This window comes from Rhizobium sp. BR 315 (assembly GCF_050577975.1).
Taxonomy (GTDB): domain Bacteria; phylum Pseudomonadota; class Alphaproteobacteria; order Rhizobiales; family Rhizobiaceae; genus Rhizobium; species Rhizobium miluonense.
The window spans coordinates 279,905-292,128 of record NZ_JARWKZ010000004.1 but is presented as its reverse complement, the minus strand read 5'-3'; the positions used below and the strand labels follow the sequence as shown (position 1 = coordinate 292,128).

Here is a 12,224-nt window from a genome sequence, read left to right as displayed (position 1 = left end):
GCATTTTGGAATGCTGCTGTGCGCCCCCTATCGATGGCGCGGAAAGATACCTGGCGGAGCACGTAGGGTCTTGGTGATTACAGCCCAGGCGGCGATACCGAGCCTGGCATCGGCCTCATCGTCGCCGCCATGTGCATGAAGGGATGACCGAGGCGTGGATTCACCTGGAAGAAGAACGCGATGTCCCGCATCTGGATCGCAAACCAATTTGGTGTCCATTCCAAATTGGCGTCGGCGCTCAACAATCTCACGAGCAAACAAATCTGATGGCCATAAGGCATCCCTTCCGCCTGCAATTACGATGACATCGGCTCGGGTATCTTCCACCGGAATAGCGGCTGCCGGAACAGATGAGGCAAATTTTCGGAGGCAGTGTTCGAAAAGGCCTCGATAGACAACGAGAGCCTGATGGTACTCTTTTTGCCAGAATGGATCAGCAGGCACAAACGGAAGAGGTTCGCCCTTCCATGACCATGATGACCGCTCTGGCCAAGAAACTCCGTCAAGACCCGGCCCGATGTTGCCCCAAACGACGGAGGAGGGGCTTATGGCGAAAACAGCTTGTACGCGTTCGTCCAGGCTGGCGGTAAGCAAAGCAGCCTCTGCTCCCTTTGATGTCCCGATAATCGCGATACGTTTGCAGCCATGTCGATGAAGCTCGTCTATCCCGTCGACGAACGTTTCCAACGGTACTTCGCAGACGCCCGGGGTTTGATCCTTGCCGCCAAACCATCGTAGGGCAAGTGCTGTCAGGCCCAAATCGGCGAAGAGGGAAGCTCTCCGAACATCCACACGACCGCTCGATCCACCCAGAACGAGGATGCCCCATTCGTTCGGCTCGGCGGGTGTCAAAAATTCGCCCTGTACCTTTCCGGTGAGCGTCGATTGTCGGGGGCCCTGCATTGGATTTCTCGGGGTTGAAGGTCACGTTTGATGTTCGATATTCTTTCCTTGATCGGCAAGTAGGATGCAACGACGAATTGTGAACGGAACGATTTCTCGGTTCATCATTTTCAGCGCCGCACTGGGCCAGAATTTGGGTATCCCACTTTCAGAAGGGTAGGGTCATGAGGACAAGCGAACAGGCGGAATTGCAAGCCATTGCATTCAAAAGCCCTTTGCTCATGCCGGTTCTCCGGCGCTGGGGTGAGGTTGGGTGTAAGCGTTGCTCCTCCCGCACCTTGACAGGTCCTTCGAGGACTGCAGGGTTAGACCAACACTCGAACACATCTGCGTCGTGATACCTTGGCCTGCCATTGTTATTGGGAGGCCAAAATGTGCAAACGAGTGGTTATCTACGCGCGGTATTCGACGGATCAGCAAAACCCTGCATCCATTGAAACCCAGCTTGATCTGGGGGATTCGTTTATAGCAGAGCGTGGGTGGAAGCTGTGCGGGACATTTGTCGATGCTGGCGTCAGCGGCTCTAGTTTTGAAACACGGCCAGGCCTTCAGGCTGCGCTGACGGGCGCACGAGAGGGAGCATATGACGTACTTCTTTGCCTGACCCTTGACCGCTTGTCGCGACACCTTGAACACAGCGCTAAAGTATTGAAGCTGCTCCATTTCCACGAAATCGAGCTTTGGACCGTTTATGGCAGTTCCCAGGTGTCATCTATGGAGCTTGGCCTGAGAGCAGTGCTGAACAACGAGATGCTGGAGCAGGTTCGATACCGAACCAGGGAAGGCATGAAAACGGTAGCGAGGAAGGGTCGAGTGCCCGGCGGCATTTGTTATGGCTACTCGATCAAAAAGGTGATCGGGGCCGACGGTGATCCGATCCGGGGCCTGAGGGAGATCAATGTCGACGAAGCGGCTGTAATCGTCTGGATATTCAAACAGTATGCGAATGGCTTCAGCCCCGACGCAATTGCGGAAATCCTCAATGGCCAGGGTATACCAGGCCCTCGCGGACAGGCCTGGAGAGGAACGGCGATCCGGGGACACCGCCGAAGAGGAACCGGAATTCTGAACAACCAGATGTACATCGGTCGCCTGGTGTTCAACAGGCTCGCCTACCGAAAGAACCCCGTAAGCGAACGCCGGGTGTCTCGGCTCAACTCGCCGGAACAGCACATCATTCAGGAGGTTCCGACGCTTCGCATTGTCCAGGACGCGCTCTGGAAAAGAGTGAAACGGAGGCAAGCTTCACCGCGCCATCAGATAACGACATCGGGCCGAATGAAGCTGTTGAGCGCGTCTACCCCGCCCTGTAGTTCCAAGGCAAGAGTTGCCCGATCTGACTCTGCTTATGGCCATTAATGAGGGCCGTGAGCGTGCTGGTCAGATAGCCAAACGGATCGACGGAATTGAGCTTGAAGGTCTCTATGAGCGAGGCGATGGTCACTCTGCAATTTACCGAGGCCGTCCGGAGGTTCCCGGAGGTCATGGAATGTTATCTGACGACAGGAGAGCGTGACGCTGTCCTGCGCATCGTCACGGCTGGCCTTCACAGCTACTGGCGCTTTCAGGCTGACCATTTGACGCGTATCCCGAGCGTATTGAACGTCAAGACTGATGTGCCGATGGAAACGCTGAAGCGAAGCTTTGAGTTGCCCTTGGCGTCTTAGCTTCCGGGGTACCCAAGCCAGCCACGCACCGACGCGACGACGCTTTCTTTGATCTCGGAGACCCAGTTTCGAACGATCTCAACGCGATCCATAATCCATTTGAGCCAGCCGTAAGTCAGCAGCTTTTCGCGGCCTGCGTGGAAAAGTCGTTCGACCAAGAGGAAGCTCATCAGGTAGGCCAATGCAATGATTACGAGCCCGGAGATCACATGACCCTTGGCGATGATGATCAACGCGTAGACCTTTAAGGGCTCGGCAATCGCGAGCGGCACGACGAAAAGAACGAGAATAACGCCTCGTGGCAACGAACCGACAAACTCGCCGAAGTGCTTTACGATGGAAAGCGAGGCGAACCAGCGCACGAGCGGCCGGTACACCGGTCGGGCGATCTCGCTGATGATGACGAGCACGGCTATGACGAGCCGCAAGGGCAGCAAGAGGAATTGCCAGGCTTTCTGTCGTCGGTGTTTGATGAACATCTTTGAATTCCTCAAATTGCCATCACATGATCGACGGCTGCCTCGATGTGTTTGCCTGAGTGCCATGGTTCTCGAATTGAACGCAATCGTTGCCCTTCTGACGTCGTCGGCTTGCCACTTTATATCAACGTCCCGGCCCGGTTATAGGGTCTATTGAGCACGACGATGCCGTTCAACGGGTCTCGCTTGGAAACGTCGAAAAGTTGTGCAACCTAACGTCTGCTGAGTTGGACCGGCGTGGCGGGCCATTTCCGCGAGCGACAAGCGCATGGCATCTCAGCAGGCGAGACGAAAGAGCCTTGTGGATATGGGCTGATTGCCGTCTGTTGGCTTTCAAGAATAGGCAAACATTTCCGTTTTCATCCTGACGAGGAGACCTCATGAACAGCACAATGTTTCCGGATGGCAAATGGGAGGAGGTTAGCCTAACTGGTTGGTCCAGCGAACTCCTGGCGCAAGCTGAAGCGGCATTTGCGGCGTTTGGCTCCATCGGGACCGTCGTGGTTCATCAGGGGGGCGTCCTGCAGGCAACCGGTGCGACTGACCAGAAGGTTCTCATCCGTTCCATTCGCAAAAGTTTTCTCAGTGCATTGATCGGCATTGAGGTGCAACGCGGCAATGTTCGTCTGGATGCCACCATGGAGGGGCTGGACATCGATGATGTGGAAGGGCTGACGGAAGCTGAAGGCCAGGCAACCGTTCGACATCTTCTCCAGGCACGATCAGGCATCTATCACCCGGCACTCGCCGAGACGAAAGCGATGACCGCCGCAAAGCCGCCGCGAGGAAGCCAGGTACCAGGAAGCTATTGGCACTACAACAATTGGGATTTCAACGCTCTGGGAACCGTCTACGAGCAGGCCACAGGACGATCCGTGTTTGATGGCATCATGACGGACATCGCAGGCAAGGTCGGCATGCAGGATTTTGAACCATCGGATGGTGCTTACATGCGTGGGCCTCAATCGCACCATCCCGCCTACCACCTGCATATGACGGCGAGGGACCTAGCTCGTTTCGGATGGCTCTATCTTAACCAAGGGCGTTGGGACGGTGTGCAGGTCGTCCCCGAGCTATGGGTGTATGAAAGCGTGTCGGCGCACTCTTTCGACGGGCAAGCAGGCTATGGCTATATGTGGTGGACGACCGGCCACCGTGGAGAGGCTCAAAATGAGAAAGCATCGAAGTATCGCGCCCATCTCCCCCCATTTCGGTATTTCGCTCATGGAGCCTTTGGACAAATGATTGCCGTCATGCCTGCCAAGCAGGTAGTAATCGCCAACCTTGCCCAGTCCATCGAGAGATCGCCCGAGCAAGAGGCCAAATTGTGGGAAGCGGTGTCGTTGGTGATGGAAGCGGTATCTCGCAGGCATGGCGAGAGTTCCTGACAGAGCGCATCCTCGCGCAGTTAAAGGAATTCCTGGCCGAGCCTTAAGATCGTCCTGCTGAGTTTGTGCCTACTGGCTCCGAGAAGCAGGGCTCTCCAGGGATTGCGGCGGAAAGTTCGGATCGGTCAAACATTGCGCCGTCCATCCGTGCGAAATGTCGTCAAATGGAAAATCGGGATCAAGTTTGAGGCTTGGCCCATCTTGGACGTTCGGATCGAAGGTTGGGTCCTTTGAATCTAGGTGGAAGTTCCAGCCCACAGATTGGGTACCATCTGCCGGGCTCCCCTCATCAGGGCAGGTCTCGTCGGTTGACGCATAGCCTGTCGAGCACTCCGCAACTAGTTTCGCTTTGCCATCCACAACCTGAGACACGGTTCGATATTCGGTGTCGTGGCCGCTCGCCCATTCCTGGATAGTTGTACAAATCCGATCATTGTTCTGAGCAACTTGTGTTCCCAGACAAATATATGCGCCGTCGCCAAAACCTTTTGGAGCGAAAAAGCATCCGGTACGAAATCCGGAGAAAGAGCCTCCGGAAAACCTGGAAATGAATTCTCGCTCTTCTCTTATGTTCAGCGCCATCGTTGATGGCTGAGCCGACAGCGTACGGGTGCGGTCCTTCATCTGGTCGAGAAGCATGGATTTCTGATCGTCGAGATCGTCGGAGTTCGGTTCTGGCTTGGCGAGCGGATCGGTTACGTCCTGCTGATATCGGGCATCGATCCACCGACGTTGGCTAAGGATGATCAGGTCGTGGACCTCCTTGTCCTTTGTCGACTTGAGGAGATCGAAGTAAGCTTTTGCCATCTTTGCGTCTGCTGCCTTCAAATCGCTGTCCCCGCAAATGACTTTGTCCAGCAATTGCGTCGCGCGTTGGCAGTCGAGCGCCAGGGTTTCGTGGGGAAAGGCTATCAGTGCGAAAACGGCAAGGGCGGCAATTGCGGGACCTGACGCGCATCTTTCAGCGTTCGACATCAAACGAAATTCCTATCTAAATTTATGCAACTCTGTATTACATCTTTGCCAATGAGCAATGGCCAAGATTATCCCGATTTATTTATTCCGCGCGATTATCTGACCCGCGCCCACGACTTCTATTGTGCATGCAAAGTGCTGCCGGATTTTCATCCTGCCTTCATGTCGATGTGGCCCCAACACGCATTGTTTGGCCATGCAATCGAGTTGGTGTTGAAGGCGTATCTGCTCTCCAAGGGAATAGACCGAGAGACATTGCGGAAAGAGTACGGTCACCGGCTGGTGAAGTTGCTTCGCCAGTCTGTCGTCCTCGGCTTACCCAACGATGAGCGCGTCGCCAAGATGATTGAATTCATCAACGAGCCTTTGTCTACACAGATGCCGCGCTATCCGAATCCGGAAACGATGGGCAATGCGGTCGCAACGATCCCGCAATTTTACGCCGATTACGACCGCTTGGTTCAGACTGTATGTGAAAACATTTAGCTCGTGAGCTTCCCGACGGATGGGGCCAGTCTTCTCCGATGCCATGACCGCCACCAGCGAAGCGCTGTCGCCAGTTCACGACCGGGTGCCGGTGATACGGCAGGCGCGATCTTCCGGATATCTCGGATTCCCACATCGAAGGAAAAAGAGCACCAATTGGGGACAACGCCCTCGATATCGATAGGGTCGATACTGAGATCAAAGTCTGCCGCTCTTAGCGTGCGTTTCCAGGACAGGCGACCGCTACGGAGCCGAGGAACAAAGTCTATTGAGAAACCCCATCGCGCCGAATACTGAGCGCCTTTAAGTGCCTGGAACTCGATGATCCGACGGATTGCGTTACCAGGATCGCTTACCCAACGTCTTTCGGAAACTTGGTTGAAACCGGTCGGTATGGCCTCTTGAAGGGCCTGCAAACTTCATCAGAAAGGTTGAACATCTATCGTCGGCAACGGATATGAAGCGTTCGACATTAGTCCTGAACGGTACAGCATGCTGATCGACTTCTGTCGCCCAGTTCGAACCGCGAATGCGGCGTACCACTCGATCGTTACTCATTGACGTCGGCGCACTTCACCACAATAAGGTCAGGCCGACAAATGTGATAAGCGCGAGCGAAGCCGTAACAGGAGTATGAGAGTGACTGAACCGACCGTAGCAGATGCAATCAACCGCATTTATGAATCGCTTCAGGCGGACAATGCCGACATTGACTTGCATATCGCGACCCTCAAGGCAGCCTTGGCGCGGGCGGGTTTGAAGGAAGCCGAGTTCGATTCGAGCAGACTTGCGCATAACAATCGTTCTGGCAGGAAACTTATGCAGGCCTACTTTCGGCAGCGTGGGGTGACCGTGAAATTCGCCACCTCGTGATGGGGTGCCGATCTCGATTGTTTCCAACGTAGTGCGGTTGGGCATTCTACCGGCGAATTCCCAGCGACTTTAAGGAAGCGCGTGCTTCCTCCATTGCTTCGACGGCAGACGCATAGAGTCCTGACGCCTTTATCCTTTGCCAGAATCCGTCAGGCCATTGGCCTTCATCTTCGCTGGCGGGACCGAAAAATCGCTCTAAGGAAAATCTAAACAGACCGTGCTCCTCGCTCTGCTCGACGATAACTCGGAGTGAGGCTGTCTCGTCAGGGAATATTTCCAACGATTTCCATTCCGGCTCAAGATCTAAACGTGGCGCTTCGGTCATTTGGATTCTCGCTTCAGCCATTGATGCCGTTCGGTTTAGGCGACCGAGACCTCACCTTGTTGTCCCGGCCTAAAGAAGTCGCAAATCAACGCTATACCTCTCATTCTTTTCCGGCCTGTGGCGCTCGAAAATCTCAACGATATTGTCGAAGATAGTCGGACCTTCTCGTCTTCTTGCCGTCCGGATCTGTTTATCTATTTGCCTTCGAGCGGTCGGATGGCATCGCTCCCGTCGCGCCTCCAACGTGCGGATTGTTTCTTCGTATCCGAGCAGAAACCTCGATGTTTGGTGATGATCCCATAGAAGCACGCAACCTTCCTCTGGTGTTCCGAATCCGCCGCCAAGCATGTCGTCCAGCCCGTCAAAGTGATATTTCCAATCAATGATATCAGGAAAAAGCTGTCGCGAAATCTCGCCAAAGAAGTCGTCTAGATTTTGTATTTTCTTTCCATCAATTCGAAATTTTATTTTCGTTTCCATATCCATCACCCAGAGCACCTCGTCGGGGCCCGATTACGAATTTAAGGCGGCTGACCTGCGATAGAAACTTGGAATTACAGACGGCTTCAGCCAATTCTCGCCATAGGCCTCACGATATCAACACCCATCCAGAGCCTTGATCCTCGATATTAAGGTTTTGCCATACGTATAAACGGTCTGAACGTCGGCATGGCCGCGACATCGCTTGCCTTGATTGGTTTCATATTCATATGAGACCCTGACGTCGTCGTTGTCGCCTAATACGGTCCCAGTAAGTCTGAGTGGCTTCGACATCGAGCCGTAGAACATGTGTATCGAGTTTTCGTTAAATGGGCCTTTGCCTCGCTTTTCAGGAACGACCAAAGCCGACGCGCTTTCACCATCGGCCGCCGCAAGTGCGGAATAAAAGGCTGTGACGGTTGCCAACGGATCGTGAATAACGACTGTGCTAGGGTTAATGCCCGACGAGGCAGCCTGGGATGGGAATGGTTCGTAAGAGATACCAACCCTGGGTGCGCTTTCGGCAGTGAGCCACTTGATGCCCTCTGGTGGTGCGGACGTCACATAGATTATCGCGTTGTCAGGAAGTCCGATCTGGTTGAGATAGGCTCCGACGAGCGCGTTTCCGACGCCGCTCTCACTGGCTCTGCCACCAATGACCCGGTAAGCGGCATGAAAGCCGACCTTTGACGTGCTGTCCAGAAAGCGTGGGGATCCAGCCAGCCAGGTAAGGGCGCATGCCGACGCGCATAAGGCCTCCGCAGAAACGGCGGTTGCAAAACCACGGAGGCGGATCGCGCGACCGATTTCGATCCCTGCAAGCACATTGCCGCCTTCGCTGTTCAAGACAACGATGGCCTTGTCCGAAGACGCGGCCAATTTTCGGAAGACTGCATCGTCACCAACATTGAGAACTCCGCTTACCAAAATGATATCGAGACCATCTTGGCCAACGTTTCGGGTTATCTCTGCAGCCCCGAGAGGAAATCCTATAAGAAAAAAGCTGACCAAAAGCATGTACCGCATTTGTCAGTCACCCTCTATCCAGAGCACATATTGAACATTAGGGGCGCTATTCAGGCAGATGCCGACGGCACTCACTTCCACTTTTCGGCCCATTGCTTCAGCTCGCGGCGCGGCTTCTCAGGCCATTGCTTGACCTCCGGCCTGACAACAATCTTCTTTCCATCTGCCTTCCAGGCGACAAAGACTTTTCGATCTGCCGTCGAAAGGTAGACAATTGCGCCCGTTGAATCGCACATGTGTGGTGTGCAGCTTGTTCCGACGTAATCATCTCCTTGAAACGTCCCACCACCGACGCCGACGATAATGCTTTCAAAAACCGGCTTATCAGTTCCAAGGAGATCATCGAGTTGCTGCGCAATCTCTCGGTATTTGAAGATGTCGGCGGGGTGCTGAAGCGTGCGTTCACGAATATTGGCCCAGCCCTTGCTCGCGTCGGGGGCGAAGGCAACGCTTGGCAAAGCTTTCAAACCATCGGACGGCGTCCATGACCAGGTCTCTCCATCCCGCCCAGGAAGCGGTGTTGTATGAAATTCCAACCGATCTTGTTTGTTTTCCATCGCCACAGGAGCGCACGAGTCTATTGGCCCATCAACCTTTGGTGCACCGCCGTCGGGAAAAGAGATCACGAATGGCGAACCATCGCACGCGTTGCCACCGGATGAGCGCTCACCAACAATCGTTGGCACACCAGCCACCGTGGTAACCTCAGAGAAGGTTATGATGGCGTCTTTCAGAACGGTTCTGCCATCTATCTGAAGCATTAGGTCTGGATCTTCTCCCGTAATGCTTATTTCATGGCCGAAGAAGGTTTTGATTTCCACTGGTTGTGCGGCAGAAGCCGTGAGAAGCACAGCAATCACTGCAACTAGCCTCTTCCCCAAGACATTTCCCCTCTACTCATGTTGTCAGGCTTTTTTAACAAGCGCGGCTGTTTCTGCAACTGTAACCATTCACGTCCGTAGCAAGCCTACTCAACCTGTCATTCGAATTTCTTTTGAAGCTCTGCTGTAACTGGCGTATCGCCTCAGCGTTTCAAATCCATTGTTCTCTTTTTGTTCATATGTTATTGGAAGCAAAGTTGAAGCAATGAGGCTGGTACCATGTCCAGGCTATTTGCCGTGACACGCACGGTCGAGGAGATGGCAAAGCATTTCGCCGTCGATGTGTCTTCGTCTGTCTCCGTGCCAAGCGAAACTGTCGAGGGATCACCAGGTTTGATCGTAGTCGAAAAGGACGGTCTTCGACTGCTGAAATCCGTGTCGTGGGGCTTTTCCCGGCAGACGCGGGAGATGCAGTTGAACGGTGAGCCGCCGGGCCGCATTGGCTTGGTTGCCGATCTGACCAATCCTCTCTGGGTCCGGATCGTCGTAGACCCGCGCTATCGCTGCCTCATCCCGATAACTCATTTCGCCAACCCTGACGGCCCGAAGGGGCGAAAAACCAGGGTATGGTTTTCCAATACGAAGGAGCCACTGATCGCCTGGGCCGGGTTCTGTCGGAACACGCTGGAATTCGGTCCCGTTTTTGCTGGCATGACGATGACGGCCAATGAGCTGGTGCGGCCGTTCAATGACCGGATGCCGGTTCTGCTCAAGAAGGCAGAATGGGATCTCTGGCTCCACGGAAGCATAAAGGACGTCATCGCGTTCCAGTTTCGCGAGCCGTTGCCGTCAGATGAATTTGAGATGCTCCAGACTCGCGATCTCTGGCGGAGCGGATTGCCTCCACGTCAGAAATCTTTCCTCGGTAGTAAGGCCATGTCAATCTAAGTCCACCTGACGCCGCTATCTGAGGCGGCGGTCCGAGGCTAGTATGACAGCTTCACAAGCGCTTGTGCGTTTTGCTGTGTATGCGCAAAGTGGCTTCCGCCTCTTCTACCGTCGGGAGGGGGCGTTCGAGACGAAGTGTGTGAAAAGCGCCGCAGTCTGGATCAGGACATCCGCATGGAATAGTATCAACGTGGTAACGATTACTGCCGTTCCGCTTTTGCAATGCGTTCATGCGTTCGGCACTTTTGATTGTATCAATAATCGCGCCACGGCTCAGGAACTTGCTTGACATTGGGTGCGCTCGATTTGGGACGTGGGGATGGGGTAACAGAGGTACGGACTTCTCCTTTACCACAGACTGTTTTGGAGAGAAATCTCTCGCTGCGGTTTAGGTCACGTGCTGTCGAAGCCAATGGGTCTTTTATTCGAGCGATGTAATATTCCTTAGTTATGATTTTCGCTGTCGGTCGGGACCGGTTTGATCTGTTCGAAAGGAGCGCTCCAGGATGTGCAATTTGTACACGGTTCGGAAATCCGCTGAAGAAGTGGCCCGCTATTTTGGGGTAGCCAACCCGGTTAAATCGAACGCACCAGAAGAGGTCTATCCCGGCACGCCTGGCATTGCTGTCATCGAGCAGGACGGTGCGCGGGAGATGCGGTCGATGACCTGGGGTTTCCCGCTGCGTCTCAAGACCATGAAGCCCGATGCGAAACCGATACCTGTCAACAACATCGCGGACCTTAGCAAAGCTATGTGGGTCGGAGTTGCCCGCAAACCCCAATGGCGGTGCCTGGTACCTCTCACGCATTTTGCCGAGCCCGAGGGACCGAAGGGGAAGAAAACCCGCACCTGGTTCAGTCTTCCTGGTGAACCAATTTTCGCCTGGGGTGGACTTTGGCGTATGTCTGACGAGTGGGGACCGGTCTATTCAGGTGCCATGACGGCGGCGAATGAGGCGGTGTCGCCAGTTCACGACCGGATGCCGGTGATATTGCATCCGGACGACTACGAGAGGTGGATGAACGGCACACTCGACGATCTGCTTGCGTTCCAACAGCGCGTTTATCCACCTCAACTGATGGCGATGGAGCGGACGAGTGATTTGTGGGTGAAGAAAAAGGCGTCGGGTGCAGAGGACGCCACCTTGTTGTTGTAGACCGCCCTTGTAAGTTGTTTTTGCAGGTGGGATAACCGGCGGCAACCTTTACAAGAAGATCAGCAATGACGAATGAGCAGAGCTTGGTCAGACGACAGCGTCCGCTTCTTGCGGCCGTCGTGCTTCTGATCGTCTTCTGGTACTTACTGGCAGTTCCGCTCTTCATCGCTACCAAAGTGTACGGCTACGGGTTTGTGCCTTCTGCCGAGTGGATTTCACAGATCAATGGTTTTGGAATAGCTGCGGGGCTCGTCTCCGGAATTTTCCTGTGCGGCTTCATGTTCTCTCGCTCTGACACAATCCAGGGAGGCGACCTGAAAAAGACCGTTACTATCTTGTTTTCTCCCCTATTCGGATTCGTTTTAGGAAGAACAACGTGCGTTATGACCATTCCTGTGCTTCTTTCGATCGTTGCAGGTCACCACGTTGAGCTTTCGTTTATCGTCGAAGACGCCGCAGGGCACAGTGAGAAAGCCTGCAGTTTGCCCGTGGCGCTTCGAGACCTACCGATCTTCTTCAACCAACTCTGTGGTGTTTCCAATGAACTGCGAGGAACGCTTAGACCCGGAACTCGGATCATCGTGGAAGGCCACGGAACCAGTTTTGGCATCTATGCAACCAGCTTTCACAACGCGGCTCCATAGCTTTGGGTGATAGACGTAGCGCTGTCGTGTTGTTCCGGTTGTTGGTAACAGG

15 protein-coding genes and 2 pseudogenes are annotated in these 12,224 nt (G+C 54.2%); 9 read left to right on the top strand and 8 right to left on the bottom strand.

What is annotated here, in order from left to right; all coding sequences use genetic code 11:
* Positions 1-27: 27 nt before the first annotated feature.
* Positions 28-903 (bottom strand): acyl-CoA thioester hydrolase/BAAT C-terminal domain-containing protein, encoded by an 876-nt coding sequence (locus QD409_RS07520; RefSeq protein ID WP_430762277.1) that lies wholly within the window; start codon positions 901-903, stop codon positions 28-30.
* Positions 904-1,275: 372 nt separating this feature from the next.
* Here QD409_RS07520 and QD409_RS07515 point away from each other — a divergent pair, with 372 nt between their 5' ends.
* On the top strand, positions 1,276-2,262 hold the full coding sequence (locus tag QD409_RS07515; RefSeq protein ID WP_430762276.1) for a recombinase family protein: 987 nt from the start codon (positions 1,276-1,278) through the stop codon (positions 2,260-2,262).
* On the opposite strand, the pseudogene QD409_RS07510 reads toward QD409_RS07515, so the two are convergent.
* Positions 2,201-2,344 (bottom strand): annotated as a pseudogene (locus QD409_RS07510) (transposase domain-containing protein); the annotation flags it as partial. The gene QD409_RS07515 and the pseudogene QD409_RS07510 overlap by 62 nt on opposite strands.
* On the opposite strand from QD409_RS07510, the pseudogene QD409_RS07505 reads away from it, so the two are divergent.
* Positions 2,334-2,570, top strand: a pseudogene (locus QD409_RS07505) (Lrp/AsnC ligand binding domain-containing protein); the annotation flags it as partial. The pseudogenes QD409_RS07510 and QD409_RS07505 overlap by 11 nt on opposite strands.
* On the opposite strand, the gene QD409_RS07500 reads toward QD409_RS07505, so the two are convergent.
* Positions 2,567-3,049 (bottom strand): hypothetical protein, encoded by a 483-nt coding sequence (locus tag QD409_RS07500; protein WP_430762275.1) that lies wholly within the window; start codon positions 3,047-3,049, stop codon positions 2,567-2,569. The pseudogene QD409_RS07505 and the gene QD409_RS07500 sit on opposite strands and share 4 nt — an antisense overlap.
* 380 nt (positions 3,050-3,429) lie before the next feature.
* Here QD409_RS07500 and QD409_RS07495 point away from each other — a divergent pair, with 380 nt between their 5' ends.
* On the top strand, positions 3,430-4,437 hold the full coding sequence (locus QD409_RS07495) for a serine hydrolase domain-containing protein (RefSeq protein ID WP_430762274.1): 1,008 nt from the start codon (positions 3,430-3,432) through the stop codon (positions 4,435-4,437).
* A 69-nt stretch (positions 4,438-4,506) separates the two neighbouring features.
* Here QD409_RS07495 and QD409_RS07490 read toward each other — a convergent pair whose 3' ends face one another.
* Positions 4,507-5,412: a lysozyme inhibitor LprI family protein gene (locus tag QD409_RS07490; protein ID WP_430762273.1), complete on the bottom strand. Its 906-nt coding sequence runs from the start codon at positions 5,410-5,412 to the stop codon at positions 4,507-4,509.
* Between the two features lie 51 nt (positions 5,413-5,463).
* On the opposite strand from QD409_RS07490, the gene QD409_RS07485 reads away from it, so the two are divergent.
* Positions 5,464-5,898 (top strand): hypothetical protein, encoded by a 435-nt coding sequence (locus tag QD409_RS07485; protein WP_430762272.1) that lies wholly within the window; start codon positions 5,464-5,466, stop codon positions 5,896-5,898.
* 633 nt (positions 5,899-6,531) lie between these two features.
* A complete protein-coding gene (locus QD409_RS07480) occupies positions 6,532-6,771 on the top strand; it encodes a hypothetical protein (protein ID WP_430762271.1) in 240 nt (79 codons plus the stop codon).
* A 46-nt stretch (positions 6,772-6,817) separates the two neighbouring features.
* Here QD409_RS07480 and QD409_RS07475 read toward each other — a convergent pair whose 3' ends face one another.
* The 4 genes from QD409_RS07475 to QD409_RS07460 form a co-directional block, all read right to left on the bottom strand.
* Entirely contained in the window at positions 6,818-7,096 is a 279-nt protein-coding gene (locus tag QD409_RS07475; protein ID WP_430762270.1) for a hypothetical protein, read from the bottom strand.
* A 69-nt stretch (positions 7,097-7,165) separates the two neighbouring features.
* Positions 7,166-7,582 carry a hypothetical protein gene (locus QD409_RS07470; RefSeq protein ID WP_430762269.1) on the bottom strand — a complete coding sequence of 139 codons (417 nt, stop codon included), beginning with the start codon at positions 7,580-7,582 and terminating at the stop codon, positions 7,166-7,168.
* A gap of 111 nt (positions 7,583-7,693) precedes the next feature.
* The gene (locus QD409_RS07465; RefSeq protein ID WP_430762268.1) at positions 7,694-8,602 is read right to left on the bottom strand and encodes a hypothetical protein; all 909 of its coding nucleotides are present in this window, start codon (positions 8,600-8,602) and stop codon (positions 7,694-7,696) included.
* Positions 8,603-8,673: 71 nt separating this feature from the next.
* Positions 8,674-9,462 (bottom strand): hypothetical protein, encoded by a 789-nt coding sequence (locus tag QD409_RS07460; RefSeq protein WP_430762267.1) that lies wholly within the window; start codon positions 9,460-9,462, stop codon positions 8,674-8,676.
* Positions 9,463-9,702: 240 nt separating this feature from the next.
* On the opposite strand from QD409_RS07460, the gene QD409_RS07455 reads away from it, so the two are divergent.
* The 4 genes from QD409_RS07455 to QD409_RS07440 all read left to right on the top strand — a co-directional run bounded on the left by QD409_RS07455 (position 9,703) and on the right by QD409_RS07440 (position 12,172).
* On the top strand, positions 9,703-10,371 hold the full coding sequence (locus tag QD409_RS07455; RefSeq protein ID WP_430762266.1) for an SOS response-associated peptidase family protein: 669 nt from the start codon (positions 9,703-9,705) through the stop codon (positions 10,369-10,371).
* A gap of 43 nt (positions 10,372-10,414) precedes the next feature.
* Positions 10,415-10,660, top strand: a complete 246-nt coding sequence (locus QD409_RS07450) for a hypothetical protein (protein ID WP_430762265.1) — start codon at positions 10,415-10,417, stop codon at positions 10,658-10,660.
* Positions 10,661-10,877: 217 nt separating this feature from the next.
* Positions 10,878-11,528 carry an SOS response-associated peptidase gene (locus tag QD409_RS07445; protein ID WP_430762264.1) on the top strand — a complete coding sequence of 217 codons (651 nt, stop codon included), beginning with the start codon at positions 10,878-10,880 and terminating at the stop codon, positions 11,526-11,528.
* 65 nt (positions 11,529-11,593) lie between these two features.
* Positions 11,594-12,172, top strand: a complete 579-nt coding sequence (locus QD409_RS07440; protein ID WP_430762263.1) for a hypothetical protein — start codon at positions 11,594-11,596, stop codon at positions 12,170-12,172.
* Positions 12,173-12,224: the final 52 nt, after the last annotated feature.